Source organism: Pseudomonas sp. S30_BP2TU TE3576 (assembly GCF_050436025.1).
Lineage (GTDB): Bacteria > Pseudomonadota > Gammaproteobacteria > Pseudomonadales > Pseudomonadaceae > Aquipseudomonas.
In genome coordinates, this window is the sequence record NZ_JBNDLK010000001.1 from 5,633,568 (window position 1) to 5,658,609 (window position 25,042).

Here is a 25,042-nt window from a genome sequence, read left to right on the forward strand (position 1 = left end):
CAGCCTCGACAGCAGCGATACAACGTTTTTCAACGTTCATGACGGGAGGGAAAGCCAATGCCGCAGGACATTTCATTCAGTGTCAGTAACAACAACGGCGATGCCGTGCGGGTCGGTGCCTGGTGCTATGCCGGCAATGGCAGCGGGCCGAACGTGCACCTGCAGGCCGGGGTGCATGCCGATGAAATCGCCGGGATGCTGGTCCTGCACCTGCTGATGCAACGGCTACAGATCGCCGAAGCCCAGGGCCGACTCAAAGGCCAGGTGACCGTGGTGCCCCAGGCCAATCCACTGGGCATCGGGCAGTTTCGCCAGGGTCGGATCCTCGGCCGTTATCACGATGCGACCGGGCATAACTTCAATCGTTCGTTCGACCAGTCGGCGGCGATGGCGCGACCTTCGACCTGCGTTCAGCAATGGCAAAAGAAACTGGTGCAACTGGCAGCCCCGGCCGATGTGATGCTCGACCTGCACACCGACGACGAGGCCTTGCCGTACCTCTACGTACACCGCAGTTTTTGGCCACGCGGTCGCGAGTTGGCGGCAGCGATGAAGATGGACGTGGCGATCATCTGGGATGACGGCGGCGATGGATCCTTCGAAGAAACCATCATTGCCCCGTGGTTGCGCGAAGGCGTCACCGACAAACGCATGGCCGCGACCCTGGAGCTGCGCGGGCAGGGCGATGTCAATGATTGCCTCGCCGAACAGGATGCCGGAGGGCTGTATAACTGGTTGTGCGGTTGCGGTGTCATCGATGAGTCAGTGGCGCCTGCAGACTGGCCTGTCGAGGCCGTGGAAATGGGCCACATGGAAACCATCATCGCCCCGCAACCCGGCGTGCTGATCTTCGAAAAGGAGCTGGGAGATTTCGTCGAAGAAGGGCAGCGCTTTGCACGGATTCTCAGGACCCCGGGTGATCCGTCCTCCGAAGTAGTGCTGCATGCCGAGCAAGCGGGGCGCTTGGTCACGCGCTATCGCGACCGACTGATCGCCCAGGGCATGGGCGTGGCGAAATTCACCGGCAGCCGGGTGTCGCGTCACTGGAGTGGCGGGTTGCTGGACCCCAATTGAGTTTCAGGTCTGAAGATAGGTGGTTGCGGCTGCTGAGTTAGAAAGCTTCATGAGCAGCTGCTTTACCCTATTACTTAGTGCATGGCCACGTCGGTGAACTTGAGCATTAGATACTCACTGTTTTTATCCTGAAAACTCAGTTTGATCGCCGGGGTTTTGCTCAACTTGCTGTTGCTTTGCTGAAACAGCAACGTCACTCGTGTCGGTACGTTGCGAACCAGCTGAAACTGTCTGTAGTAGTAATCTTCGACTTGACCGACTCGTATCGATTCCGGTTTGAGCGGCCCGCCAGATTCGTCGAACATCCGTGTGCCATCTTCGAATCGAAAGCTGCGGTCCACATTGAGGTTGGTGAGTTCGAAGGTGCAGGTTGGCAATCGCCCGATATTCTCGCAGCCCAGCAGCTCAAAGCGGACATTGTCCAGAACTTCCATGCGTTTTCCGAGCAGGTTGTTGCCTTCGTTTTCAACCATTTTGGATTGAACCTTGGCAAACTCGAACGACGGTTTAGCGTATTCAGTGCCCAGAATGAAGAAACCGAAAGACAGACCGACCACCATGAAAAACTGAAGCGTTCCTCTGAGCATCGGTGTGAGGTTACGGATTTGCCAGCCAATGGAAATGGCGCTCAAAAACAGGAAGGTACTGACCACCAACACCACGCTCTTCCAGCTGATGAAACTGAAACCGAACACACTCGGGTCGGGGACGGCGTAGGTGATCAAAGCCCATAAACCACTTAGCACAACACCAAGGCCTGCCATGCCACGGGTGATCAGCGAAGTGATTTTTTGGGTACGAGTAACGGGTGCGAGTAAATCCTGCTGAGGCATCAACGGTGCCAACTCCTTGTTTTGTAGCCGGATCATCCGTTCTTGAGGGGACGGAGGGCTATTGCAATAGAAATCCCTGGGATGCCAAGGCAGGCATCAATTGTGGCACGTTGCCATTATCTAGTCATCGTGTGGAGGGTTCTTATCACGATAGCGTCGCGTTATAAATTTTCAGTGTCCGGAACTGTTGGCGAGTGTTTCAGCCAGGTAATCGGCAAACGCCCGCGCCGCTGACGTTGTTGAGGTGATGCCAAGACCTCCGGCGGCGGCCGCCGGCGCTCCGGTCGGTCCGCCGACGATTCGATGCTGCTCCAGATCGTTCGGCACCGTCGGCGTGCCGTGACGGGCGAGGTAGTGAGGGAGGCGGCTAAACCCTTTCCTGGCTGACACTGAAAATCCATGTGGGAGCGAGCTTGCTCGCGATAGCAATAGACCTGCCCGCATCAAGTTAAGGACTAATACCCAATTCCTGTAGGAGCTGGCGAAGCCTGCGATCTTTGATCCCGAAATACCCAGGCTCCCTCGCCACAGGCCATTGTCCTGGCTACAGGTAGCCGGGTTTATTCGGGCGGGTCGATTTGGTCCCGCACCGATTCGCCGTGATCTCCGGGCCTACGCTGATCAGGGTGCAGGGTGTGCAGGGTGTGCAGGGTGTGCAGGGTGTGCAGGGTGTGCAGGGTGTGCGGGGTGTGGCCTTGTATCGGCTTTCGTGTATCGCTGTGTATCAGGGCACGGAATCGGGATACAGCCATACAAAACCAGCGCTTTGCGGATACAGCCGGGATACACCACTGGGGCCAAATAGACCTGCCAAAGCGAGATGCACAACGTACCTCGCACAAGGTTTATTAACCCTTGTGGTACGACCAGAAAGGTCCAGCCACGCCTTTGCTCCGGAGTATCAACATGTCTCGTATCCAGTCGAACAAAACCCGTATTGGCCTGATCGCAGTTGCACTGGTCGGCGGTATCAATTTCGCTTCCACGGCGTTTTCCGCCGAAGCCTTGCCTCAGGGCTATCAATTGGCTTCCGCGGAAAAGACCAGCGAAGGCAAGTGTGGCGAAGGCAAGTGCGGTGCCGAAGCCAGCGCGCAAAAGACTCAGGCAGAAGGCAAGTGCGGTGAGGGTAAGTGCGGCGATGCCTCGTTCGCCCGTACGGACGCCGACCATGACGGCCGCGTTTCGCTCAAGGAATTGCTGGCGGTGGCGCCCAAGGGCACTGAGGAATTCAAGGCGATAGACGCCAACGGCGACGGTTTCCTGTCCGAGGGCGAGGTGTACAAATTCCGCACCAACCAGTTCACCTCCAACGGCAAGAAAGTACCGACCGAGCTGTATACCAAACTGAGCCAGGCTAAAGACTGATCAGCCGCAACGAAAAAACCCTTCCTGTGTTGACGCTCAGGAAGGGTTTTTTGCGTGGGCAGTACTGGTTTGGTCGCCGGGCGCGAAATTGCTCTCCACTTGACCACCAGTTTACATTTGACATGACCAGCTATTTGTATTCGTTCTGACGACCGATTGCGTCGGATTTAACCAGCAGGCTTTGTAACCCATGACCGGCAGAGAAAGGCCCAGAGTGTGTAAAAACGCTTCGCCAAAATTGAAGTGTGCGCGTCTACGTTAAATCTGAAATTTATCGGCACGTCAGCAGATGTGGATTTCGCGTAGAAGCGCGATTTCCAGTCCAGTTTTGAGTACCTGTCGCGCTCAAAAACGTTTTTACACACCCTCGGTCATATACGGTCTTTCGCACACGTATATTTCAGACCCCATGATTGCGGCTGCATTGGCCGCAAACGGATTGTATGGGCGCGTTATGCAGGTCCGCCCCCACGACTAATCCACAATGAACAACTTCGCCCCGGTGGTGGTGAATGACCGATGTCCCTCAGCATTATTACCCACCTGATAACTCATTCCCGGCGTCAGTGTGAACTGACGACCATCTTCCAGTTCAGTATGCAACTGACCCTCCAGGCACAAAAGGATGTGCCCCCTCCAACACCAATGATCGGCCAAATATCCAGGGCTGTACTCGACCATCCGCACACGCGCTGAACCAAACTGACAGGTACGCCAATAGGCTGTGCCTGTCTGACCGGCATGCGCCACCGGCTCTATCGTTGACCAATCGGTGGTACCGAATGGGATTGCAGTAAGATCCATGGTTGCCTCATCGAAATACAACAAATGCAGACCGTATCAATCTGGCGATGGTGCCGATAGACACAGACGGCCCGCATTTATGGGATACAGGCGCTGCACAACCCGAAGGCTAGTTGCCCCGCCCTCCACCAAACGACCACTCATCGCTGGCCGTAGTGGTGATCACCACCATGACATCCTCCGCGTTCAGTCCCGTCGTCCGCCCCAATTTATCGACCAGATCGCGGTAAAAACGCTGTTTGGTCTCAACGCTTCGAGGACGGCCTGCGGTAATCGCGATTAGCACAAAGTCATGGCTACGCGGCCCGCCCAGATAGTGGGGATCAAATATCAGCTCGCCGATCTCATGTTGGTGAATGGCCTGGAAGCGATCAGTCTTCGGCACTTCGAAGCTCTCGACCAAGGCGTCGTGCAAACCCTCAGACAATGCCTGTAAATACTCGGCCGACTTCCCGCGGTGCAGTGAAATTCGTGCAAACGGCATCAACGATTACTCCTGATATTTTGGAAGGCAAGCCTGCAGCTCACTGAGCAAATTCAGCGCCGATGCGGCTGTCGGCCAACCTGAATAAAACGCCAGATGGGTTATGACTTCGGCCAGTTCGTCGACACACAAGCCGTTATCCAGTGCACGTTTCAAATGAAATGGCAGTTGCTCCAGACGGTACATCGCCACCAGCGCGGCCACCGTCGCCAGACTGCGTTCACGGGGCTTCAATTGCGTACGCGTCCACATGTCGCCAAACAATACTTTGTCGGTCAGCTCGGCAAACTTCTGCGGGTAGTTGCTTTGGTGTTCTCGCCCCGTGACCATCGATGCATTCATGATGTTTTTCCCTCTGATGTCCCAATTTGACGGAGGAAAACTATCAAGTCGCAACAGTTCCGAATATCAGATTTAATTGCATAAATCATCCCGAATTAGTGGACTATTGAATGCGCCGCCCAACCTTCGATCTTGACGTATTGCGCACCTTCGTCACCGGCGTGGAGTTCAACAGCTTTGCCAAAGCGGCGGATCGTCTCGGTCGGTCGACATCTGCCGTAAGCGCTCAATTGAAGAAACTCGAGGAGCAGATCGGTACGCCGGTACTGGCTAAATCCGGTCGCGGACTGGTCTTGACTCCAACAGGAGAAACACTGCTCAGCCATGCCCGCCGGTTGCTGGAGCTGAACGATGGCATTTTCCAGACCCTGCATGAAAGCCAGACTGCCGGGTCCATACGCCTCGGGCTTCAAGAGGACTTTGGGGAACATTTCCTGAGCGATATCCTGCGACGCTTCGTCCAGACTTACCCGAGGGTGAATCTCGAAGTCAGGATCGCCCGTAATGCCGAACTGCTTGCTCTGGTCGAAAACGCAGATTTGGATCTGGCCCTGACCTGGGACACCGGGCACATGTCGCCCTATGCCACGCGTCTGGGCGCAACACAGATGCACTGGATCGGAGCCCGCGATACGCCACTGCTGACGGCCCTTGATGACTCACCGTTGCCATTGATCATGTTCGACGCGCCTTGCGTATTGCGCAGCGCCGCCACTCAAGCGCTGGATGCCGCGCAAATACCTTGGCGGATCGCCCTGACCAGTCCCAGCGTCGGTGGTATCTGGGCGGCCGTCGCCGCCGGATTGGGTCTGACGCTGCGAACCCGCATCGGGCTGCCAAGCCATCTCACCATTGTTTCTGGCTTACCCCCCGTGCCAAACCTTGGCTATGTGCTTCAAAGCGGTGGCGACGACCCAACACCAGCCACCCAACAATTGGCCGAATTGATCAAAACGAGCCTGCAAGAACAGGCGTTTCGTTTCACGATTACGAAGTAACCGAAGGCACCCGAGGGTTCAATTCGAGCAATACGGATGGAGAATAACGAAGCACTGAGGCGGTGGCCAATGACGGCTATGGGGCGGACACAGCCCTTGGTGACAGGCAGAAAACGCCAATAGCAATCGGTGGTGACAGGTTGAACTACAACCAATAACAGCCATTCACCGCCAACGCCTACAGCATGAGAAATGACTTTCTGACACTGTCCACATCGCTCAGCACCCATTGCCCCCTGCTTGCGCCCCCCTTCTCCGGGCGGTCTCGCCAAAGTCCTGGCAGGGCAGCTTTCTAATCGTCGAAATCAAGAGTAATGTAGAAATAACTACATAATAAATAGCTATCACTACATGAAAAATTGGCTAACCCTGATTCTTGGCTTGCCCACCGCCAATGCCACCGAGCGCATGCGCGCTTGGCGTGCTTTGAGAGCTGCTGGTGCGGCAGTTCTGCGTGATGGTGCTTATCTGCTGCCTGATACCGATGTTTGTCGTGAAGTACTGGTGTCTGTCGAGCGCGACATCCTGGCCATCAATGGCACCGCATTTATCCTGCCCGTCGTCGATCCTGACGGTGAGCGTTTTGTCGAGTTGTTCGACCGTAGCGATGACTACAGCAAGCTACACACAGAGATCGAAGAATGCCGTGGGCAGCTCAATCCTGAAAGCGCATTGGCCATCACGAAACAGGTTCGCAAACTGCGCAAAACCTACCAGCTGTTGACCAACATCGATTACTTCCCAGGTAAGCCGAAGCAGCAAATTGACGCAGCCTTGCAGGAGCTTGAGATTGCCGTCAGCAGAGCCCTGTCTTCAGACGAGCCACACAGCCGCAACCAACCCATAACGGCACTCAACCGTGGCGATTATCAGGGGCGTGTTTGGGCAACCCGTAAGCGTCCTTGGGTTGACCGCCTGGCCTGTGCTTGGTTAATCCGCCGCTTCATTGACCCTAACGCTCAAATCCTCTGGCTGGACTCTCCACAGGACTGTCCGGCCGATGCGTTGGGGTTCGACTTCGATGACGCGGCGTTCAGTCATGTCGGCAACCGCGTGAGCTTCGAAACTTTGCAAGCTAGTTTTGAGCTTCAAGACTCCGGCCTAAACCGCATTGCGGCTCTGGTGCATTACCTCGATGTCGGAGGCATTCAACCGGTGGAGGCTGCCGGCATCGAGCGCGTGCTCGCAGGGCTACGTGAAACCATTCTCCATGACGACCACCTGCTGACTGCTGCGAGCGCCATCTTCGACGGGCTGCTCGCCGGGTTTGTGAAAGAGGAACAACCCATTGAATAAGGTTTTGGCACCAACGGTTGAAGAAGAGCTGTCGAGGCCGGAAGCGATCAGTTTGCGTGAGGCGTTTTGGTTTTGGCTGAAACTCGGCTTTATTAGCTTCGGTGGGCCAGCAGGGCAAATTTCGATCATGCACCAGGAGTTGGTAGAGCGGCGGCGCTGGATATCCGAGCGCCGCTTTCTGCATGCCCTCAACTATTGCATGTTGCTGCCTGGGCCGGAGGCCCAGCAGTTGGCAACCTACATCGGCTGGCTGATGCATCGAACCTGGGGTGGAGTGATTGCGGGGGCACTGTTTGTGCTGCCCTCATTGTTCATCCTGATCGCCCTGTCGTGGATGTATATCGCGTTCGGCGAAGTACCCGTGGTGGCCGGGCTCTTCTATGGGATCAAACCCGCCGTGACGGCAATTGTGGTACAGGCGGCCCATCGAATCGGCTCTCGGGCATTGAAAAATAATTGGCTGTGGGCGATAGCGGCGGCGTCATTCACCGCCATCTTCGCGTTCAATGTTCCGTTCCCGTTGATTGTGCTGGGTGCTGCATTGATCGGTTATGTGGGCGGACGTGTGGCGCCCGAGAAATTCAGAGCCGGTGGCCATAGCGCTACGAAAAAATCTTTCGGCCCGGCCTTGATTGATGATGACACCCCATCCCCGGAACATGCCCGGTTCAGTTGGTTAAAACTGGCAATGCTGGCACTCATCGGCGTCGGTCTATGGGCATTGCCAATGGGGATTTTGACCCTCCTCTTTGGTTGGGAAGGCACCTTGACCCAGATGGGTTGGTTCTTTACCAAGGCGGCGTTGCTGACCTTTGGTGGAGCCTACGCTGTGCTCCCGTATGTCTACCAAGGCGCGGTCGGTCACTATGGTTGGCTAACCCCAACTCAGATGATCGACGGCTTGGCGCTGGGCGAAACCACACCTGGGCCACTAATCATGGTGGTGGCCTTCGTCGGTTTTGTCGGGGCCTATGTCTCGCAAGTATTCGGGGCCGATCAGGTGTTTCTGGCTGGCGCTGTCGCGGCATCCTTGGTGACATGGTTCACCTTCCTGCCTTCGTTCTTGTTCATCCTCGCGGGTGGCCCTCTGGTGGAGTCGACCCACAACGAACTCAAATTCACTGCGCCACTCACCGCCATTACCGCCGCAGTGGTTGGAGTGATCCTCAATCTGGCGTGTTTCTTCGGCTATCACGTGCTTTGGCCAAAGGGTTTCAGCGGCAACCTCGACTGGCCTTCAGCGTTGATCGCGATTGGCGCCGCGATTGCCTTGTTTCGCTTCAAACGGGGTGTCATCCAAGTGTTGATGGCCTGTGCGCTCGTGGGCTTGGCAGTGCATTTGCTGCGCTAGAGAGCGCCCGTTGATTAGCAATCTCTGGCGGGCATTGGGCTCGCCAGATCACGCTGCCTACCGAGCTAGGCAGGAGGTGTCTCATGAGGTGGGTTACCCGTGAACGACCCAAGATTGACCGGATTGCCTGTCCTTGGTTAATCACCCGTTTCATAGATCCACAGCCCGAGTTTCTATACGTACCCAGCGGCGATGTGCTGCGGATTGCAGCGGAGAAAGACGCTGCGCCCTACGACATTCCCGGCGTAGAACTGACTCATGAGGGCGAGCTATGCAGCTTCGATGCGTTCCTGAAGAAGTACCAGCTCAATGAGCCTGCCTTGCAGCACCTGGCAAAAATCGTACGTGGTGCTGATACCTCTCGCCTGGATCTGACACCGCAATCGGCTGGGTTGTACGCAATCTCACTAGGACTGTCGCAGTGCTTTGCAAACGACCATGAGATGCTGGCGCAAGGTCTGATCATGTATGACGCACTGTACGCTTGGTGCAAGGAATGCCAAGGTGAATCACATAACTGGCCTCCGCAGATGTGAGGAGTCCGGCTCACCGAAGCCCAGCCTGGCGCTGGGCTTTCTACATTAGTGACAGTGATCGACATTCAGCTGATTGTTGTGCCTGTAAATGTCTGCAACGGGTCGTTTTCTCTCAGTCATGCCCATGAAGCGTGGTGGTCAACTCCATACAAATGGCTGCCCGCTCGAATGTAATCGGATGAGCAAATCCATCCAATCCCCTATCAAGCCTTAACCCAACGCTGGCGACTCCAACTGCTCAACCCATCAACGGCAAACACCAACAGCAACATCGCCAGAATCACCGTGCTCGCCTGAGCCTCCTGAAACAGGCTGAGGCTGACATAAAGCATCTGCCCCAAACCACCGGCACCGACAAAGCCGAGCACGCTGGCCATGCGGATGTTGTTTTCCCAGCGGTACAGGATGTACGCCAGCAGCTGCGGAAACAGGTTGGGCAGGGTGCCGTAACAGAAGGCCCAGACCACATTGGCGCCCTGAAGGCGCAGCGCGTTGGCCGGTCCCGGCGGGGTGTTTTCCAACGCTTCGGCGAAGAGTCGACCGAGCACGCCGGTGGTGTGCATGGCCAATGCCAGGGTACCGGCGTTCGGGCCGAGACCGGCGGCCAGCACCATCAATGCGGCCCACACCAGTTCGGGAATGGCGCGCAGGCCATTGAGCACAAGACGCGACGCGCTCTGCAACAGCCAGCCGAAACGCCCGGCCGCCGGCAGCGCCAACAGCAGGCCAAACACCGCCGCGAGCAGGGTGCCCAAGCCCGACATCGCCAGGGTTTCCACGGCGCCACGGCCGATGGCTTGCAGGTGGCCGGCGCTCAGGTCCGGGCTGAGAAAGCGCAGCACGTAAGCGCCCATCTGTTTCAGGTTGCTGCTGCCACCCAGTTCACCGAGATCGATACCCAGATAGCTGAACGAGGCGACGACCGCTGCACCAATACAGAGGATCAGCAGCAGGTTGATCAGGCGATTCATGCGAACCTCCAGCGCAGCAGGCGGCTGATCTGATCGGCGAACAGCACCAATACGAAAAAGGTCAGCAACATGCTCGCTACTTCGCCGCCGGCGAACATGCGCAGCGACAGATCGATCTGCTGGCCCAGGCCGCCGGCGCCGACGAAGCCCATCACCACGGAAGCGCGGATCGCGCATTCCCAGCGATACACCGTGTACGACAGCAGCTCCGCCGCGACATTGGGCAGAATGCCGTAGCAGAAGGCCGCCAACCGGCCACTGCCGGCTTGCAGCAGCGCATGGGCGGGGCGCTGGTCGACCGACTCGAAGATTTCCGCATAGACCTTGCCCAGCATGCCGCTGTAGGTGATGGCAATGGCCAGCACCCCGGCCGTCGGGCCGAGGCCGACGGCGCGCACGAACAGCAAGGCCCAGACGATTTCCGGCACGCTACGCAGGAAGATCAGCAACCCGCGCACCGGCCAGCGCAACAGCCGACCCAGGGCGCTCGGGCGACCACCGCGCGAGGCCGCCGACAGCGACAGCGCCCGGCTGGCCAGCAGACTGGCGGGGATGGCCAACAGCAGGGCCAGGGCCATGCCGGCGGTGGCGATGGCCAGTGTCTGCAACGTGGCTTGCCACAGCAATTGCAAGAACTCTTCGCCATGGGCGGGTGGCCAGAAGGCCGAAACAAAACGGCCCATCTCACTCTGGCTATCGGCCTTGAACAGCACACCGAGGTCCAGTTCGCTGTAGCGGATACCCGGCCACAGCAGGGCAATGGCCAGCAGGGTCAGCAGCAGGCGCAGGCGCGTGGCCGGATCTCGTGTATCGCGCTTCAGCATCGGGGAATCTGCAGGATCAAGGGCACCACCGGAACGGGCGGCGATAGCAGTTGCTCGTTGGCGTAGAGCTTGTCGAGCAATTCGTGGTCGACGTCGCTGGCGGGAAGATCGAACAGGATCTGACCGTCACGCAAACCGATGATGCGTGAAAAGTGCGCCAAGGCCAGTTCCACCGCATGCAGGCTGGCGACCAGTGTCACGTTGTGTTCCCGGGCGTGGCGGCAGAGGACTGACAGGGTGTGGCCGGCCAGCACAGGGTCCATCGCCGACACCGGCTCATCGGCCAGCAGCACTTCCGGCGCCTGGTACAGCGCGCGGGCAATGCCCACGCGCTGCAGTTGGCCGCCGGACAACTGTTGGCACTGGGCGAACAGTTTGTCGCCCAGGTCGAGTTTAAGCAGGGCCGCGCGGGCGCCAGGCACATCCACCGGATGCAGCAGGCTTAGCAGGCTTTTGGCAAAACCCCACTGCCCAAGCTTTCCGGCCAGCACCGCCGTGACCACTCGCTGGCGCGGTGGCAGCGGTGGCGCCTGATGCACCAGGCCGATGCGTGCCCGCAGTTGCTGACGCCGATGCGCACCCAGCTGCCAGGCGTGCTCGCCGAGTACCTCGACCGCGCCGTTGTCAGGGCGCAGCGCGGTGGCCAGCACGTTGAGCAGGCTCGACTTGCCGGCGCCGGACGGACCGATAATGGCGACCTGCTCGCCGGCGCCGATGTGCAGGTCGATCTCATGCAGCGCACGCACGTCATTGCCGTGGGTGAGGCTGACCCGGTTCAGATGCAGTGTCATTTCAGCAGGTCGGCAGCGCGTGCGGCTTCCTCGATGCCCGTGTAGTTCTCAGGCTTGGTCTCGATGAAGCGGCTGGCGGCTTGCAGATCCAGAATCGCTTTTTGCTCCGGGTTGGCTGGGTCGAGCGCGAGGAAGGCCGTCTTGATTTTGCCAGCCAGGGCCGGATCGAGGGTGCCGCGCACGGTCCAGTTGTAATCGAAGTAGGCCGGCGTGGTGGCAAAGACCTTGACCTTGTCGGTATCGACCTTGCCGGCCGCGACCAGTTTTTCCCAGACGCTGGCATTGAGTACGCCGGCGTCTACTTTGCCGGCCTGGACCCAGGCAACTGTGGCGTCGTGGGCGCCCGAGTAACCGACGCGGCTGAAATAGCTTTCCGGTTTGATACCGTCCTTGAGCATGAAATAACGCGGCATCAAACTGCCGGACGTGGAAGAAACCGAACCGAAGGCAAAGGACTTGCCCTTGAGGTCGGCCAGCGACTTGACGGCCGGGTCGGCGGTGATGAATTTGCTGGTGAACCGGGCATCCTGTTCGCGCTGTACCAATGGAATGGCGTTGCCGGTTTTCAGACGCGCCTGCACGAACGTGAAGCCGCCCAGCCAGGCCATGTCGATGCGGTCTGTGGCCAGGGCCTCGACCACGGCCGGGTAGTCGGAAACCGGTACGAACTCGACTTTCATCCCCAGTTGTTGCTCCAGATAGGCACCTAGAGGCTTGAACTTGCGCATAAGTTCGGTGGGGGCTTCGTCAGGAATGGCGCTGACTTTCAATGTGTCGGCAGCCTGTGTCAGCAGAGCGGAAAAGGACAGGGTCAGGCCAACGGCCAAGGCCAGGGTACGGTTGAGCATGGAAGTTCTCCGGTTCAATAGCGGAAAAATGTCGATGCGCCTCGCACAAGCTGTTTGCTGCACGACGCTTCGTGAGGGTAGACGAAAACGCCGCGATTATAGGGACTCTTGCGTGCTTGACCAGCATTGCAACAGGAAAAGACCTGTGGGAGCGGGCTTGCTCGCGAAGGCAGTGTGCCAGTCAACGTCATTGCCGACTGATCCACCGCTTTCGCGAGCAAGCCCGCTCCCACAGGTTTTGCGGTGTCCCGCAATTCAGGTGACTTACATCCGCGCCAACGCCTGCGCCAGATCAGCACGCAAGTCTTCTACGTCCTCGACGCCAACCGACAATCGCACCAGCCCGTCACCGATGCCCAATTGTGCGCGGGTGGCGGCTGGAATGGTGGCGTGGGTCATGATCGCCGGGTGTTCGATCAGGCTTTCCACGCCGCCCAGGCTCTCGGCCAGGGCGAAGATCTGCACGTTCTCAAGGAAGCGTTTGGCGCCAGCCAGGTCGCTGTTGAGGTCGACGGAAATCATCCCGCCGAAACCACGCATTTGCCGTTGGGCCAGTTCGTGTTGCGGGTGCGATGGCAGGCCGGGGTAGTAGACCCGTGAGACTTGCGGCTGACGCTCCAGCCACTGCGCCAGCTCCAGCGCGTTGCTGCAATGTCGCTCCATGCGCAGCGCCAGGGTCTTCACCCCGCGCAGGGTGAGGAAAGCATCGAACGGGCCGGCGATGGCACCCACGGCGTTTTGCAGGAAACCCAAGCGCTCGGCCAGTTCGGTGTTCTGCCCGACCACGGCGATGCCGCCAATCACGTCGGAGTGCCCGTTGAGGTATTTGGTGGTCGAGTGCAGCACGATGTCGAAACCCAGTTCCAGAGGGCGCTGGATCCACGGGCTGGCGAAGGTGTTGTCGGCCACGCAGATGATGCCGCGTGCGCGGCAGGTGCGGGCGATGGCGGCAAGGTCAGCGAGGTTCAGCAGGGGATTGCTCGGTGTCTCGACCATGACCATCCGAGTGTCGTCTTGCAGGGACGCCTCGAACGCCGCCAGGTCCGTCAGGTCGACGTAGCTGAAACGGTGCCCGGCGCTGCGCTGGCGCACTTTGTCGAACAGGCGGAAGGTGCCGCCGTACAAGTCATTGCCCGAGACGATGTGCGAGCCGGCGTCGAGCAGTTCCAGCACCGTGGAAATGGTCGCCAGACCCGAGGCGAACGCAAACGCCCGGGTGCCGCCTTCGAGGTCGGCCACGCAGCGCTCCAGCGCCCAGCGCGTCGGGTTGTGCGAGCGCCCGTAATCCAGGCCTTTGTGTACGCCCGGGCTCTGTTGCAGGTAAGTGGAGTTGGCGTAGATCGGCGGCATCAGCGCCCCGGTCGAAGGGTCCGGCGTTTGCCCGGCATGGATCACGCGGGTGGCGAAGCCCCGTGGCGGGGCGTTTTCATCGTGCTGACTCATGACAGGGATCTCCGCAGGTGATTGAGCATGTCGGTTCGGGTAATCAGGCCGTGGAAACCCGAGGCATCCTGAATGATCGCCACCAGTCCACGGCCCAGTTCTGCCTCCAGCTCAGCCAGCGTGGCCGCGGGTGGCAGGGTTTGCAGTTTGTCGGTCATGGCACTGGCCACGGGTTTGCGAAAGTGCGCGGCGTCCTCGTGCACGCCCAGCAGGATGTCGGACTCGTCGATCACACCGACCAGTTGTTTGCCGTTCACCAGCACCGGCAGCTGCGATACATCTGCCAGGCGCATGCGCTGGAACGCGGTGAGCAGGGTGTCATCGGGGCCAACGCTGATCACCCGGCCATCCTCGAAACGCCGCGCAATCAGGTCGCGCAGATCGCCGTAGTGCTTGCGTTGCAGCAAGCCCTGATCGTTCATCCACTGGTCGTTGTAGATCTTCGACAGGTAACGCGTGCCGGTGTCGCAGACAAAGCTCACCACTCGTTTCGGTTCGGTTTGTTCGCGGCAGTAACGCAGCGCGGCGGCCAGCAGAGTGCCGGTCGAGGAGCCGCCGAGAATGCCTTCGGCGCGCAGTAATTGGCGGGCATGGTCGAAGCTTTCTTCGTCGCTGATCGAATAGGCGTGGCGCACGCTGGACAGGTCGGCAATCGACGGAATGAAGTCTTCGCCGATGCCTTCCACCGCCCACGAACCGGGGGTGGGGAGGGTGCCGCTGCGACTGTATTCGGCCATCACCGAACCGACCGGGTCGGCCAGGACCATTTCCAGCTCCGGTTGCACGCGTTTGAAGAAGCGGGTCAGCCCGGTCAGCGTACCGGCCGAACCGACGCCGACGACGATGGCATCGAGATCATGCTGGGTCTGCGCCCAGATTTCCGGCGCGGTGCTGTATTCGTGGGCCAGCGGGTTGGCGGGGTTGTTGAACTGGTCGGCGAAGAACGCATCGGGAATGTCCGCCGCCAGCCGCGCGGCGACATCCTGGTAGTACTCGGGATGGCCCTTGCCGACATCGGAGCGGGTGATGTGCACCTCGGCGCCCATGGCCTTGAGGTGCAAGACCTTCTCGGTGGACATCTTGTCCGGTACCACCAGCACCACCCGGTAGCCCTTGGCCCGGCCAACCAGTGCCAGACCGAGGCCGGTATTGCCGGCAGTGGCTTCAACGATGGTGCCACCGGGACGCAGGCGGCCATCGCGTTCGGCGGCATCGATCATTGCCAGACCGATACGGTCCTTGATCGATCCACCGGGGTTCTGCGATTCGAGTTTGAGAAACAGCGTGCACGGACCGGTATCGAACCGGCTGACGCGCACCAATGGCGTGTTGCCGATCAGTTCGAGCACGGCGGGGCGGGAGTTGTCAGGCATGTCGTCACTTCCTTGCACAAATACGCACTGGGTGGACAACGGTCTGCGGTGTGCCATCAGGCGTCAATCGCAGGCATTGCATCGCTAGGACCATAGGCCGGGATCGGGTCCGCCGCAACCTCATGCGGCCAGCCGGTTGCCTCGTCGCTTTTTCCTCGCCAGCGACCACAAAAAACATAATTTCGCTATTTCCCGGCTCCGAACAGAATGCGGCCAACACCCTGACACCGATAGCCGCAGCAGAAGAACAACAGTGATCAGAATCGAGGCGGCAGCCATGACCGACCTGAATCAAACCACCTTTCAGAAGTGCACAGCCATGACAGTTGATAAAACCGAAATTGATACGCTTGTTGTTGGCGCCGGCCAGGCCGGCGTGGCCATGAGTGAACACCTGAGCAAGCTCGGCGTGCCCCACCTCGTGCTGGAGCGCAATCGTATCGCCGAAGCCTGGCGCACCGGCCGCTGGGATTCGCTGGTGGCCAACGGCCCGGCCTGGCACGACCGCTTCCCGGGCCTGGAGTTCGACGGTCTGGACCCGGATGCCTTCGCCGGGAAAGAACAAGTGGCTGAGTACTTCGAAGCCTACGCCCGCAAGTTCAACGCGCCGATCCGCACTGGCGTTGAAGTCAGGAAAGTGCAGCGTAATGCTGATCGTCCAGGTTTCACTGTCGAAACCTCTGACGGTGTGATCGAGGCCCGGCATGTAGTGGTCGCCACCGGTCCGTTCCAGCGTCCGGCCATTCCGCCCATTGCTCCCGAAATCGCCGGCATCACCCAGATTCACTCCGCCCAATATTACAACCCGCAGCAACTCGCCGAAGGCGCGGTGCTGGTAGTGGGCGCCGGTTCGTCGGGCGTGCAGATCGCCGATGAACTGCAACGTTCCGGCAAACAGGTCTACCTGTCGGTGGGTGCCCACGACCGTCCGCCGCGGGCCTATCGCAATCGCGATTTCTGCTGGTGGCTCGGGGTGCTCGGTGAGTGGGATGCCGAGGCTATGCAGCCGGGCAAGGAGCACGTGACCATCGCCGTGAGCGGTGCCCGTGGTGGCCACACCGTGGACTTCCGCCGGTTGGCCCATCAAGGCATGACACTGGTTGGCCTGACCCAATCGTTCAACGGCGCGGTGGTGAGTTTCGAAGACAACCTCGCCGACAACATCCGCCGCGGCGATGAAAATTACCTCGCGCTGCTCGACAAGGCCGACGCCTATATCGAACGCAATGGCCTGGACCTGCCGCTGGAACCGGAAGCCCGCGTCATGCTGACGGACCCGGAATGTGTGACCCATCCAATCCTTGAACTGGACCTGGTCAAGGCCGGCGTGACCACGATCATCTGGGCCACCGGTTACTCCACCGATTACAGCTGGCTGAAGGTCGATGCCTTCAAGGAAAACGGCAAGCCGCAGCACCAGCGCGGCGTGTCGGCCGAGCCCGGCGTGTATTTCGTCGGTTTGCCGTGGCAGTCCCGCCGAGGCTCCGCGTTCATCTGGGGCGTTTGGCACGACGCCAAGCACATCGCCGATCACATCGTTAAACAGCACACCTATTTCAACTATCGGGATGCGATCCAGCGGCAAGCCGACGCCGCCCGTGCACCTATTCAGAAAGCCAGCCTCATGGGAGTTCGTTAATGCCTACTCATACCCGCATCCGCATGTTCAACACCAAAGACACCTACCCGAACCAGACGCTCGACAACGACCTGTGCCAGGCCGTCCGTGCCGGCAACACGGTGTATGTGCGTGGTCAGGTCGGCACCGATTTCAACGGCCAACTGGTGGGGCTCGGCGATCCGCGCGCCCAGGCCGAGCAGGCCATGCGCAACGTCAAGCAATTGCTTGAAGAGGCGGGGAGCGACCTGAGCCACATCGTCAAGACCACCACTTACCTGATCGACCCGCGCTACCGCGAGCCGGTGTATCAGGAAGTCGGCAAGTGGCTCAAGGGTGTGTTTCCGATTTCCACTGGCCTTGTGGTCAGTGCCCTCGGCCAGCCGCAGTGGCTGATGGAAATTGATGTGATTGCTGTCATCCCTGAATAAGGAATTCGCCATGACCTTTTCCATTGTTGGCCGCTGCGCCGAGACCGGCCAGTTGGGCATTGCCATCAGTTCTTCGAGCATTGCCGTCGGCGCGCGTTGCCCGTGGCTGCGTGCCGGGGTCGGCGCGGTGTCGAGCCAGAACATCACGCTGCCGGCCCTCGGCCCGCAGATCCTCGATGAACTGGCCAACGGCTCGGCGCCGCCCCAGGCGCTGGACCATTCATTGACCCGCAATGGCTACAGCCAATATCGGCAAGTGGCAGTGGTCGATGCCCAGGGCCGTACGGCGGTGTTCAGCGGCAACCATGCGTTGGGCATCAACAACGCCTTGGCCGGTGAGCAATGTGTGGCGGCCGGCAATCTGCTGGCCAACAGTCGGGTGATCGAAGCCATGGTCGCGGCGTTCGAAACCAGCGAAGGCTGCCTCGCGACCCGGCTTATGAACGCCTTGCAGGCCGGGCAGGATGCTGGCGGCGAAGCCGGCGCGGTGCATTCGGCGGCGCTGTCGGTGGTCGGTGACCTGACCTGGCCGATTGTCGACCTGAGGGTGGATTGGGCCGATGAAAACCCTATCGGTGAACTGGACAAACTGTGGAAAGCCTACGAGCCGCAATTGCAGGACTACCTGACCCGCGCCCTCAATCCGACCCTGGCTCCCGCGTATGGAGTGCCCGGCGATGAGTGAGTTGCGCAGCCGCGCCATGCTCGCGCGGTTGATCGGGTTCGCCACGGTCAGCCGCGATTCGAACCTGGAGCTGATCGAGTTCGTGCGTGACTACCTGCACGAACTGGGCGTGGATTGCGAACTGATCTACAACGCCGGGCGCACCAAGGCCAATTTGTTGGCTACGGTCGGCCCGCGTGTGGCCGGCGGCATCGTGCTGTCCGGGCACACCGACGTGGTGCCGGTGGACGGTCAGGCGTGGACGGTCGAGCCGTTTTGCCTGAGCGAGGCGGGCGGCAAGCTTTACGGTCGCGGCACGGCGGACATGAAAGGCTATCTGGCGTCGGTGCTGGCCGCTGTGCCGATGTTTCTGGCCAGCCCGTTACGCCGCCCGGTGCATCTGGCGTTTTCCTATGACGAGGAGGTCGGGTGCCTCGGCGTGCGCGGTTTGCTGGAAGTGCTGCCGCAACGCATCCCGGCACCGGCGTTGTGTTTGATCGGTGAGCCGACCGAACTCAAGCCGGTGCTCGGCCACAAGGGCAAACTGGCGATGCGTTGCCACGTACACGGTGCACCGTGCCATTCCGCCTACGCGCCTTACGGGGTGAACGCCATCGAGCAGGCGGCACGGCTGATCGGTCGGCTGGGTGAAATCGGTACGCGCCTGGCCGAACCGCAGCATCACGACGAACGCTTCGATCCGGCGTATTCGACGGTGCAGGTGGGTGTGATTTCCGGTGGGACGGCGTTGAACATCGTGCCGGAGAATTGCCGTTTCGATTTCGAAGTGCGCGCCTTGCCGGACTTTGCTCCGGAAGCGGTCGCCAATGAGCTGCAAAACTACGCCGAGCAAACCTTGCTCCCGGCGATGCAGGCGGTGAAAGCCGACACGTCCATTCGTTTTGAAAAAATCTCGGCCTATCCGGGCCTGGCGACACCCGCCGACAGCGCCGCAGCCCGGCTGATTGCCCAGCTGTGCGGCAGCGACGATTTCAGCACCGTGGCCTTTGGCACTGAAGGCGGGCTGTTCGATCAAGCCGGCATTGCGTCAGTGGTCTGCGGTCCCGGCAGCATGGATCAGGGGCACAAGCCCGATGAATTCGTCAGCGTTGATCAGATGGCGGCCTGTGACCGCTTGATGGATCGCCTGGCGGCTTACTTGAGTGAATCCGAACACCCATAACAACAGCGGGCCGACCAGCCCCGAGGAAGCGATCCATGTCCAGATCCTTGCGTTGCAGTGTTCCGTTTGCCCTGGCGTTGTTGAGTGCCAGTGTGTGGGCGGCCCCCCAGGACCTCACCGTGATTTCCTTCGGTGGTGCTACCAAACAGGCCCAGGATAAAGCCTATTTCCAGCCCTTCAACGCCAGTGGCGCGGGCAACATCATCGCCGGTGAGTACAACGGCGAGCTGTCGAAGATCAAGGCTATGGTCTCCGCCGGTCACACCAGCTGGGACGTGGTGGAAGTCGAAAGCCCCGAGCTGTTGCGCGGCTGCGAAGAAGGCCTGTTCGAGAAGCTCGATGCGGGACGCTTCGGTGATTCGGCGAACTTTGTCCCGGGTGCGCTGACCGAGTGCGGGGTGGCCACTTACGTCTGGTCGATGGTCATGGCCTACGACCAGAGCAAGCAGGCCAAGGCCCCGCAATCCTGGGCGGACTTCTGGAACGTGGCCGACTTCCCGGGCAAGCGCGGCCTGCGCAAGAGCGCCAAGTACACCCTGGAAATCGCGTTGCTGGCCGACGGCGTCAAGGCGGACGACGTGTACAAGGTCTTGAACACGCCCCAAGGCGTGACGCGGGCCTTTGCCAAACTCGACCAGATCAAGCCGAACATCCAGTGGTGGGAGGCAGGCGCGCAACCGGCGCAGTGGCTGGTGGCCGGGGACGTGGTGATGAGCGCGGCCTACAACGGCCGGATCGCCTCGGCGCAAAAGGAAGGCATGAAGCTGAGCATCGTCTGGCCGCAGAGCCTGTACGACCCGGAATACTGGGCGGTGGTCAAAGGCACGCCGAACAAGGCGTTGGCAGAAAACTTCATCGCGTTTGCCAGCCAGCCACAGACGCAAAAGGTGTTTTCGGAAAACATCCCTTACGGCCCGGTGCATCGCCAGACCTTGCCGCTGCTGCCCAAGGACGTGCAGGAACAACTGCCGACCGCCGAAGCCAATCTGGCCGGTGCCCGGGCGGTGGATGCGGAATTCTGGGTCGACCACGGCGAAGAGCTTGAACAGCGCTTCAATGCCTGGGCTGCCCGGTAATTCAGGCACCGCAGTACCCCTGTGGGAGCGGGCTTGCTCGCGAAAGCGGTATGTCAGTCACATCGATGCTGGATGTGCCGCCGTCTTCGCGAGCAAGCCCGCTCCCACAAAAGTGCGGCGCACGCAGGCCCCTGTGGAAACGAGCCTGTTCGCGATGAGGCCATCAGAACCAACACCTTTGTTGACTGATCCACCGCAATCGCGAGCAGGCTCACTTCCACAAAAGTACGGTGCACACAGGCCCCTGTGGGAGCGGGCTTGCTCGCGAAAGCGGTATGTCAATCACATCGATGCTGGATGTGCCGCCGTCTTCGCGAGCAAGCCCGCTCCCACAGGGATTTCATCGGGCATTTCGTCGACTTGGTGCTGGCCTTGCTGGTGGTGCTGGTGCCGTGGACCGCGATCAACCTCATCGACTTCTACGCGATCCACAAGGGCGACTAGGACATCGCCTCGATCTTCCGCGTCGGCGGCAGAACATGGCCGGGTTGCTGCCAACCAACGGTTGATCGGGTATCCGGCGTATCGGGTTGAACGGTTGTGAGCGTCAGGGATGGTCGTTTGTCGGGCGTATGGTTATGCTCAGCGAGTTTGCCAATCGTCAATGATTAACAACCACAGTGAAACCATGAGCCAATCCGACACGCGTGCGACTGTTCTAGCGCTGTATCCAGAAGACTCCCGCGAGGCGGCGGCGTTGCTCAAGCAGGCAGTGCCGCTGATGGTTCGTCACAACATTCCGCCCAACCCGGTGCACTACGCGCTCTGGTACACCTACAGCAAGGGCCAGGAACCGGAACTCAACCGGCACCTGGACCGGGTGGTCAACGACTTCGACTGTTTCCCGCCGGAGTCGGCGACCAAACTGTTTCGCGAGTACATCATCCGCGATGAATTGGCGGACGCCCGCTCCGGGCAGCAGGAAGCGATCAACCTGGTCGACGACATGGAGCGCGATGTTTCGCGCAGCGTGAAAGGTAACCAGAACTTCCAGGCCAGCCTCGGCCAATACCTGCAGATGCTCGAAGACCCGGCCAGCGAGCGCTTGCCGAGCATTCTGATCCAGCTGCAACAGAGCACCCAGTTGATGCAGGGGCAGCAGGAACACTTCCTCGCCCAGTTGCAGTCGGCGCAGCATGAAATCAAAAGCCTGCGCGACAAGCTGGAGCGCGCCCAACTGGCCGCGACCCTCGATGGCCTGACCGAATTGCTCAACCGCACCACCTTCAACCGCCAGCTTGAACAGGCGATGAATAACGCGGCGACCGGCGTGGCGCTGGTGATGCTGGATATCGACCACTTCAAGCAATTCAACGACCAGTACGGCCATCCGTTGGGCGACCGCGTGCTTCAACACGTCGCCCAGGTGTTGCGTGACTCGCTGCCCGCCGTAGCCTTTGCGGCGCGTTACGGTGGTGAGGAGTTCTGTGTCGTGCTCAAGGATTGCCCGGATCTCGCCACTGCCGGTGCTTTTGCCGAACGGCTGCGTCTGAAAATCCAGTCGCTGCGGGTCAAGGCCCGGGGCACCGACACCGTGCTGGACACCATCACCGCCTCGTTCGGCGTGGCGCACGCCCAACCCGGCGACACACCGGAAAGCCTGCTGACCCGCGCCGACGACGCGCTGTACCAGGCCAAGCGCAACGGGCGCAATCAAGTACATCAATAGACTGACGTACCCGTCACTACCGGGTTATCCGAGAATGAAGTACACCTTGCGCACTGGCGTGAGGTTTTCCCACGTGCCGTTGAATCCACTGGCTACGACGAAAGAGTCTCCCGGCCCGAACGTTCGGCTGGTGCCTTCGGCATCGGTCAGTCGCACTGTGCCTTCCAGAATGTGGCAAAGCTCATCGTAATCGCACTGGCAACGTTCCCGGTGCGGGCCAGCCTCCCAGATGCCGGCCACGGCGTTTTTCTCCGGTGCCACAAAGTGCCGCCAACTCTTGCTGCGATAAGGCGCATCGACCACGGCCGGGTCGTTGATTTCAGTTTCACGGGGTGCAAGGTCGCGGGCGAAGTCGATGACGTGCCGGGGCAGGGCTGTGGGCATGGTGGTCTCCGGGTCAGGAATCGAAACCGATGCCAAAGGCATCGAATGTCTTGAGCAGCAGGTCGCGGTGCCCGTCGCGGTCCTCGCGTGCCAGTGAGCGCTGGGCCAGTTTCACGCCGACATAACGCAACGGTTCGGGCGGAAAACGAAACGGTGCCTTGGAAGTCATCAGCAACTCGGTACGTTCGGTGCGCTCGCCGGCCAACAGGTCGAGCATGTTCAGCGCGGCGAAGCGGCTGGCCGATACACCTTGCCCGGTGAAACCCAAGGCATAGGCAACGCGGCCCTGATGTTCGCAACCGGTGAACATCGTGGTGCGTGCGGAGGTGTCGATGATGCCGCCCCAGGCGTGACTGAAACGCACACTGCCCAGGGCCGGGAAAGTCTGGTGGAACTGCTCGGCCAGGCGTTGAAAGCTTTGCGGACGCTGGTCAGTCAGGGGCAACTGGACAAGGTGCTGGCGGCGATTACAGCCGGTCAGCAAGAGGGGGCGCGGCTGGTTTCGGGCGGTGTGCGACCGGATTATCCGGAAAAGGGTTATTACCTGACGCCAGCGATTTTCGCCGATGTTCCTGAAGACAGTTCGGTATGGCGTGAGGAAATTTTCGGCCCGGTGGTGTGCTTGCGCGCATTCGACACGGAAGCCGAAGCGATCCGTTTGGCCAATGACTCGCCGTTCGGCCTGGCGGCAGCGGTCATGTCCCGGGACATCCCGCGCTGCGAACGGGTCGCTCGCGGTTTTCGCGCCGGCATCGTGTGGGTCAACTGCTCGCAACCCACTTTCGTCGAGGCACCCTGGGGCGGTTACAAGCAGAGCGGCATTGGTCGCGAATTGGGCGAGTGGGGCTACAACAACTACCTGGAAACCAAGCAGATCACCCGCTACAACGGCGAACCCTGGGGGTGGTATCTGAAGTGAATTGAACGCAAACCGGCCTGCCGCAGAACAGGGGCAGGCCATTTTTCCCGATCTGTGTGCCTATGTGTGTCATTGCATCGAGTTGACCACCCGTCTACGAGCGTTTAACTCTGTCGTTGCGAGCAGCCCATCGACTGCTCAAGGTCGCGCGCACGCTGGCGGACCTTGAACAAGCCGACGGGACCAGACGCGAACATTTGGCCGAGGCGCTGCAATATCGGTCGACAATGCTCTAGCCGGTGTCACCCCTTGGTCAGATCAACCAACGGCGTCTGCCGCACCTCAGTCTCGCGCCCACCCTGAATCTCGCTCACCTGCTTCAAGGCCTTGTCCACAGCCGCCTTATCCGCCAACAAGCTGTAGCTGATGCTGAACTGCTTGTGTTCCTTCGGCCCAATTGTCGGTACCAGATTCAGTGGCCGCTGATAACGGCGGTTGTAGGAAAAACTTGTCCCCGGCTCCAGCCCCGTGACATAGCCCTGGCCTTGAGTATCGGTGTTTTTCCACAGGGAAAACACCGGCAGTGTCTGAGTGTTGAAGCCGACCGAAACGCCCAGGCTGCCGGCCTTGTTATGCAACACGGTCAACGTATCGCCCTTGGCATCGGCATACGGCACCACGTTGTAAACCGTTTCGTCGTAGTCCTTGGTCGGTGCGCGGTAGGTTTGCCAGTCGGGCAGATCGCCCTTGGCCTTGTCGTTGAACGGCGACACCTGTTTCACCGGCGCGGCGAAACGAGCGCCCTGCTCCAGGAACGGGGTGCTGAAGTTACTGTGATACAGCGCCTGGTATTCCTTCGGATAGTCGCCGTTGTTGGTCAGGGTGTCGTTGAGGGCGAACACGACGCTGCCGGGTTCGGTGACCAGTTCGGTCGCGACGGAGAAGTCGACCTTCTTGAACGCCTGCTCTTTCAGTTCGCCGCGCAGGGTGATGGCGTACGGTGGTTTTTCATCGATGTGCAGGGTGACTTTGTTCGCAGGAATGTTGGCGGCCCGACCGTGCAGGGTCAGCAGTTCGCCATTGTCGACGCCGGGGTGGCCAACCCATTCGTATCCGCAGCGGGTGACCAGCTCGTTGAAACCTTCCAGCCAGCCCAGACCACCGCGGCCATTGAGTTCGATGAAGGACGGATTGACCACTTCCTTGACCGGCGAATCCCAGCCCATGCGCACATTACCGACCGAGGCCTGCAAGACGTTCATTCCGCGAGTCGGCACTACCGAGAGTTTCATCGTGCCGTTATCGATGTCGACGATGCTGACGCCCTCCTGCCGACCACCGTGCAAGGTGCGCAGGGTAACGCTGAAGGGTTTGTCGGTTTTTATGCCGAGTTGCTGGCTGGTGGTCTGCCAGTTCTGGGCGGCTTTGTCGGTGTCGAGCAGAACGTAATCCCAGGCCATGGCGTGGGAGGCAGCGGACAGTGCGCTGAGGGCAACAAAGAGTTTGAGCGGGGTCATGGCAGCAGCCTTTCTTGGATTTGTGCCATTTTTATAAACTTGATGAAACGTTTCAGCAAGCTTAAAAAGCGACACAGCGCCGGAAAATGCCAAGAAAGATTTGGGACAGATCGGAAAATTGAGTCGACGCCATCGCGAGCAGGCTGCTAAGGCGCTGGGTACTTTCACGCAACGTGCCGTGAAAAGTGCTCAGTTGATCGGCCAGTAACCGCGCCTCGCTCGTCAGATGCTCTTCGCGGAGCGTCCAGCGAGCGCAGGGCAAACACGGTACTGCCGCTGATAGCCGATTTCTGCCCTTCGTGACAGGC

At 60.0% G+C, this 25,042-nt stretch carries 29 protein-coding genes and 1 pseudogene; 15 read left to right on the forward strand and 15 right to left on the reverse strand.

What is annotated here, in order from left to right; all coding sequences use genetic code 11:
* Positions 1–57: 57 nt before the first annotated feature.
* Positions 58–1,074 carry a succinylglutamate desuccinylase gene (locus ABIA48_RS25765; RefSeq protein ID WP_429492284.1) on the forward strand — a complete coding sequence of 339 codons (1,017 nt, stop codon included), beginning with the start codon at positions 58–60 and terminating at the stop codon, positions 1,072–1,074.
* 74 nt (positions 1,075–1,148) lie between these two features.
* On the opposite strand, the gene ABIA48_RS25770 is transcribed toward ABIA48_RS25765, so the two are convergent.
* The 3 genes from ABIA48_RS25770 to ABIA48_RS25780 form a co-directional block, all read right to left on the reverse strand.
* The gene (locus ABIA48_RS25770) at positions 1,149–1,907 is read right to left on the reverse strand and encodes a hypothetical protein (RefSeq protein WP_429492285.1); all 759 of its coding nucleotides are present in this window, start codon (positions 1,905–1,907) and stop codon (positions 1,149–1,151) included.
* 171 nt (positions 1,908–2,078) lie between these two features.
* A complete protein-coding gene (locus tag ABIA48_RS25775) occupies positions 2,079–2,297 on the reverse strand; it encodes a hypothetical protein (RefSeq protein ID WP_429492286.1) in 219 nt (72 codons plus the stop codon).
* Positions 2,298–2,467: 170 nt separating this feature from the next.
* The gene (locus ABIA48_RS25780; protein ID WP_429492288.1) at positions 2,468–2,659 is read right to left on the reverse strand and encodes a hypothetical protein; all 192 of its coding nucleotides are present in this window, start codon (positions 2,657–2,659) and stop codon (positions 2,468–2,470) included.
* Between the two features lie 154 nt (positions 2,660–2,813).
* On the opposite strand from ABIA48_RS25780, the gene ABIA48_RS25785 reads away from it, so the two are divergent.
* Positions 2,814–3,272, forward strand: coding sequence for an HvfA family oxazolone/thioamide-modified RiPP metallophore (locus tag ABIA48_RS25785; RefSeq protein WP_429492290.1), 459 nt, complete (start codon positions 2,814–2,816; stop codon positions 3,270–3,272).
* A gap of 474 nt (positions 3,273–3,746) precedes the next feature.
* Here the strand turns inward: ABIA48_RS25785 and ABIA48_RS25790 are convergent, their stop codons facing one another.
* From ABIA48_RS25790 to ABIA48_RS25800, 3 genes are all read right to left on the reverse strand, one after another.
* Positions 3,747–4,076: a DHCW motif cupin fold protein gene (locus ABIA48_RS25790; protein ID WP_007992577.1), complete on the reverse strand. Its 330-nt coding sequence runs from the start codon at positions 4,074–4,076 to the stop codon at positions 3,747–3,749.
* 109 nt (positions 4,077–4,185) lie between these two features.
* On the reverse strand, positions 4,186–4,560 hold the full coding sequence (locus tag ABIA48_RS25795; protein WP_429492292.1) for a tautomerase family protein: 375 nt from the start codon (positions 4,558–4,560) through the stop codon (positions 4,186–4,188).
* Positions 4,561–4,566: 6 nt separating this feature from the next.
* Entirely contained in the window at positions 4,567–4,902 is a 336-nt protein-coding gene (locus ABIA48_RS25800) for a carboxymuconolactone decarboxylase family protein (protein ID WP_310062414.1), read from the reverse strand.
* A gap of 110 nt (positions 4,903–5,012) precedes the next feature.
* Here ABIA48_RS25800 and ABIA48_RS25805 point away from each other — a divergent pair, with 110 nt between their 5' ends.
* The 4 genes from ABIA48_RS25805 (at position 5,013) to ABIA48_RS25820 (ending at position 9,083) form a co-directional block, all read left to right on the forward strand.
* A complete protein-coding gene (locus ABIA48_RS25805; RefSeq protein WP_429492294.1) occupies positions 5,013–5,900 on the forward strand; it encodes a LysR substrate-binding domain-containing protein in 888 nt (295 codons plus the stop codon).
* 351 nt (positions 5,901–6,251) lie between these two features.
* Positions 6,252–7,196, forward strand: a complete 945-nt coding sequence (locus ABIA48_RS25810) for a chromate resistance protein ChrB domain-containing protein (protein WP_429492296.1) — start codon at positions 6,252–6,254, stop codon at positions 7,194–7,196.
* A complete protein-coding gene (chrA, locus tag ABIA48_RS25815) occupies positions 7,189–8,547 on the forward strand; it encodes a chromate efflux transporter (RefSeq protein WP_429492298.1) in 1,359 nt (452 codons plus the stop codon). Before ABIA48_RS25810 ends, chrA begins: the two co-directional genes overlap by 8 nt.
* 83 nt (positions 8,548–8,630) lie before the next feature.
* The gene (locus ABIA48_RS25820; protein ID WP_310064641.1) at positions 8,631–9,083 is read left to right on the forward strand and encodes a chromate resistance protein ChrB domain-containing protein; all 453 of its coding nucleotides are present in this window, start codon (positions 8,631–8,633) and stop codon (positions 9,081–9,083) included.
* 203 nt (positions 9,084–9,286) lie between these two features.
* Here ABIA48_RS25820 and phnE read toward each other — a convergent pair whose 3' ends face one another.
* From phnE to ABIA48_RS25850, 6 genes are all read right to left on the reverse strand, one after another.
* Positions 9,287–10,054, reverse strand: coding sequence for a phosphonate ABC transporter, permease protein PhnE (phnE, locus tag ABIA48_RS25825; protein ID WP_429492301.1), 768 nt, complete (start codon positions 10,052–10,054; stop codon positions 9,287–9,289).
* The gene (locus tag ABIA48_RS25830; RefSeq protein ID WP_429492303.1) at positions 10,051–10,878 is read right to left on the reverse strand and encodes a PhnE/PtxC family ABC transporter permease; all 828 of its coding nucleotides are present in this window, start codon (positions 10,876–10,878) and stop codon (positions 10,051–10,053) included. Before ABIA48_RS25830 ends, phnE begins: the two co-directional genes overlap by 4 nt.
* Positions 10,872–11,669, reverse strand: coding sequence for a phosphonate ABC transporter ATP-binding protein (locus ABIA48_RS25835; protein WP_429492305.1), 798 nt, complete (start codon positions 11,667–11,669; stop codon positions 10,872–10,874). Before ABIA48_RS25835 ends, ABIA48_RS25830 begins: the two co-directional genes overlap by 7 nt.
* The gene (locus ABIA48_RS25840) at positions 11,666–12,517 is read right to left on the reverse strand and encodes a putative selenate ABC transporter substrate-binding protein (protein ID WP_429492307.1); all 852 of its coding nucleotides are present in this window, start codon (positions 12,515–12,517) and stop codon (positions 11,666–11,668) included. The genes ABIA48_RS25835 and ABIA48_RS25840 overlap by 4 nt, the downstream gene beginning before the upstream one ends.
* Before the next feature lie 264 nt (positions 12,518–12,781).
* Positions 12,782–13,960, reverse strand: a complete 1,179-nt coding sequence (locus tag ABIA48_RS25845) for a trans-sulfuration enzyme family protein (protein WP_429492309.1) — start codon at positions 13,958–13,960, stop codon at positions 12,782–12,784.
* The gene (locus ABIA48_RS25850) at positions 13,957–15,333 is read right to left on the reverse strand and encodes a pyridoxal-phosphate dependent enzyme (protein WP_429492311.1); all 1,377 of its coding nucleotides are present in this window, start codon (positions 15,331–15,333) and stop codon (positions 13,957–13,959) included. The genes ABIA48_RS25845 and ABIA48_RS25850 overlap by 4 nt, the downstream gene beginning before the upstream one ends.
* Positions 15,334–15,610: 277 nt before the next feature.
* Between ABIA48_RS25850 and ABIA48_RS25855 the strand changes: the two genes are divergently transcribed.
* The 7 genes from ABIA48_RS25855 to ABIA48_RS25885 all read left to right on the forward strand — a co-directional run bounded on the left by ABIA48_RS25855 (position 15,611) and on the right by ABIA48_RS25885 (position 21,974).
* Entirely contained in the window at positions 15,611–16,972 is a 1,362-nt protein-coding gene (locus ABIA48_RS25855; protein ID WP_429492313.1) for a flavin-containing monooxygenase, read from the forward strand.
* Complete coding sequence (locus tag ABIA48_RS25860) at positions 16,972–17,382, forward strand: RidA family protein (protein WP_003201555.1); 411 nt, start codon at positions 16,972–16,974, stop codon at positions 17,380–17,382. The genes ABIA48_RS25855 and ABIA48_RS25860 overlap by 1 nt, the downstream gene beginning before the upstream one ends.
* 10 nt (positions 17,383–17,392) lie before the next feature.
* Positions 17,393–18,067, forward strand: coding sequence for a DUF1028 domain-containing protein (locus tag ABIA48_RS25865; RefSeq protein ID WP_429492315.1), 675 nt, complete (start codon positions 17,393–17,395; stop codon positions 18,065–18,067).
* Complete coding sequence (argE, locus tag ABIA48_RS25870) at positions 18,060–19,229, forward strand: acetylornithine deacetylase (protein WP_429492317.1); 1,170 nt, start codon at positions 18,060–18,062, stop codon at positions 19,227–19,229. The genes ABIA48_RS25865 and argE overlap by 8 nt, the downstream gene beginning before the upstream one ends.
* A gap of 35 nt (positions 19,230–19,264) precedes the next feature.
* Positions 19,265–20,305, forward strand: a complete 1,041-nt coding sequence (locus ABIA48_RS25875; protein WP_007987073.1) for an ABC transporter substrate-binding protein — start codon at positions 19,265–19,267, stop codon at positions 20,303–20,305.
* A 297-nt stretch (positions 20,306–20,602) separates the two neighbouring features.
* Positions 20,603–20,749, forward strand: coding sequence for a hypothetical protein (locus ABIA48_RS25880; RefSeq protein ID WP_429492987.1), 147 nt, complete (start codon positions 20,603–20,605; stop codon positions 20,747–20,749).
* Between the two features lie 184 nt (positions 20,750–20,933).
* Positions 20,934–21,974: a GGDEF domain-containing protein gene (locus ABIA48_RS25885; RefSeq protein WP_429492319.1), complete on the forward strand. Its 1,041-nt coding sequence runs from the start codon at positions 20,934–20,936 to the stop codon at positions 21,972–21,974.
* 24 nt (positions 21,975–21,998) lie between these two features.
* Here the strand turns inward: ABIA48_RS25885 and ABIA48_RS25890 are convergent, their stop codons facing one another.
* Together ABIA48_RS25890 and ABIA48_RS25895 are read right to left on the reverse strand one after the other, a co-directional pair.
* Positions 21,999–22,358, reverse strand: a complete 360-nt coding sequence (locus ABIA48_RS25890; protein WP_204930681.1) for a cupin domain-containing protein — start codon at positions 22,356–22,358, stop codon at positions 21,999–22,001.
* A gap of 13 nt (positions 22,359–22,371) precedes the next feature.
* The gene (locus tag ABIA48_RS25895) at positions 22,372–22,722 is read right to left on the reverse strand and encodes a hypothetical protein (protein ID WP_429492321.1); all 351 of its coding nucleotides are present in this window, start codon (positions 22,720–22,722) and stop codon (positions 22,372–22,374) included.
* Between ABIA48_RS25895 and ABIA48_RS25900 the strand changes: the two genes are divergently transcribed.
* Positions 22,708–23,277 carry an aldehyde dehydrogenase family protein gene (locus tag ABIA48_RS25900; RefSeq protein WP_429492323.1) on the forward strand — a complete coding sequence of 190 codons (570 nt, stop codon included), beginning with the start codon at positions 22,708–22,710 and terminating at the stop codon, positions 23,275–23,277. The two genes, ABIA48_RS25895 and ABIA48_RS25900, sit on opposite strands and share 15 nt — an antisense overlap.
* 98 nt (positions 23,278–23,375) lie before the next feature.
* Positions 23,376–23,513, forward strand: a pseudogene (locus ABIA48_RS25905) (hypothetical protein); the annotation flags it as partial.
* Positions 23,514–23,519: 6 nt separating this feature from the next.
* Here the strand turns inward: ABIA48_RS25905 and ABIA48_RS25910 are convergent.
* Positions 23,520–24,734 (reverse strand): aldose 1-epimerase family protein, encoded by a 1,215-nt coding sequence (locus tag ABIA48_RS25910; RefSeq protein ID WP_429492325.1) that lies wholly within the window; start codon positions 24,732–24,734, stop codon positions 23,520–23,522.
* Positions 24,735–25,042: the final 308 nt, after the last annotated feature.

Bases quoted from the DNA above. Each gene is read 5' to 3' on its own strand.
- ABIA48_RS25835 (WP_429492305.1), bottom strand. From the start codon at position 11,669: ATGACACTGCATCTGAACCGGGTCAGCCTCACCCACGGCAATGACGTG.
- ABIA48_RS25820 (WP_310064641.1), top strand. From the start codon at position 8,631: ATGAGGTGGGTTACCCGTGAACGACCCAAGATTGACCGGATTGCCTGT.
- argE (WP_429492317.1), top strand. From the start codon at position 18,060: ATGAGTGAGTTGCGCAGCCGCGCCATGCTCGCGCGGTTGATCGGGTTC.
- ABIA48_RS25765 (WP_429492284.1), top strand. From the start codon at position 58: ATGCCGCAGGACATTTCATTCAGTGTCAGTAACAACAACGGCGATGCC.
- ABIA48_RS25890 (WP_204930681.1), bottom strand. From the start codon at position 22,358: ATGCCCACAGCCCTGCCCCGGCACGTCATCGACTTCGCCCGCGACCTT.
- ABIA48_RS25780 (WP_429492288.1), bottom strand. From the start codon at position 2,659: ATGGCTGTATCCCGATTCCGTGCCCTGATACACAGCGATACACGAAAG.
- ABIA48_RS25830 (WP_429492303.1), bottom strand. From the start codon at position 10,878: ATGCTGAAGCGCGATACACGAGATCCGGCCACGCGCCTGCGCCTGCTG.
- ABIA48_RS25850 (WP_429492311.1), bottom strand. From the start codon at position 15,333: ATGCCTGACAACTCCCGCCCCGCCGTGCTCGAACTGATCGGCAACACG.
- ABIA48_RS25855 (WP_429492313.1), top strand. From the start codon at position 15,611: ATGACCGACCTGAATCAAACCACCTTTCAGAAGTGCACAGCCATGACA.
- ABIA48_RS25795 (WP_429492292.1), bottom strand. From the start codon at position 4,560: ATGCCGTTTGCACGAATTTCACTGCACCGCGGGAAGTCGGCCGAGTAT.
- ABIA48_RS25785 (WP_429492290.1), top strand. From the start codon at position 2,814: ATGTCTCGTATCCAGTCGAACAAAACCCGTATTGGCCTGATCGCAGTT.
- ABIA48_RS25770 (WP_429492285.1), bottom strand. From the start codon at position 1,907: ATGCCTCAGCAGGATTTACTCGCACCCGTTACTCGTACCCAAAAAATC.
- ABIA48_RS25875 (WP_007987073.1), top strand. From the start codon at position 19,265: ATGTCCAGATCCTTGCGTTGCAGTGTTCCGTTTGCCCTGGCGTTGTTG.
- ABIA48_RS25790 (WP_007992577.1), bottom strand. From the start codon at position 4,076: ATGGATCTTACTGCAATCCCATTCGGTACCACCGATTGGTCAACGATA.
- ABIA48_RS25800 (WP_310062414.1), bottom strand. From the start codon at position 4,902: ATGAATGCATCGATGGTCACGGGGCGAGAACACCAAAGCAACTACCCG.
- ABIA48_RS25840 (WP_429492307.1), bottom strand. From the start codon at position 12,517: ATGCTCAACCGTACCCTGGCCTTGGCCGTTGGCCTGACCCTGTCCTTT.
- ABIA48_RS25845 (WP_429492309.1), bottom strand. From the start codon at position 13,960: ATGAGTCAGCACGATGAAAACGCCCCGCCACGGGGCTTCGCCACCCGC.
- phnE (WP_429492301.1), bottom strand. From the start codon at position 10,054: ATGAATCGCCTGATCAACCTGCTGCTGATCCTCTGTATTGGTGCAGCG.
- ABIA48_RS25885 (WP_429492319.1), top strand. From the start codon at position 20,934: ATGAGCCAATCCGACACGCGTGCGACTGTTCTAGCGCTGTATCCAGAA.
- ABIA48_RS25880 (WP_429492987.1), top strand. From the start codon at position 20,603: ATGTGCCGCCGTCTTCGCGAGCAAGCCCGCTCCCACAGGGATTTCATC.
- ABIA48_RS25865 (WP_429492315.1), top strand. From the start codon at position 17,393: ATGACCTTTTCCATTGTTGGCCGCTGCGCCGAGACCGGCCAGTTGGGC.
- ABIA48_RS25810 (WP_429492296.1), top strand. From the start codon at position 6,252: ATGAAAAATTGGCTAACCCTGATTCTTGGCTTGCCCACCGCCAATGCC.
- ABIA48_RS25805 (WP_429492294.1), top strand. From the start codon at position 5,013: ATGCGCCGCCCAACCTTCGATCTTGACGTATTGCGCACCTTCGTCACC.
- ABIA48_RS25860 (WP_003201555.1), top strand. From the start codon at position 16,972: ATGCCTACTCATACCCGCATCCGCATGTTCAACACCAAAGACACCTAC.
- ABIA48_RS25910 (WP_429492325.1), bottom strand. From the start codon at position 24,734: ATGACCCCGCTCAAACTCTTTGTTGCCCTCAGCGCACTGTCCGCTGCC.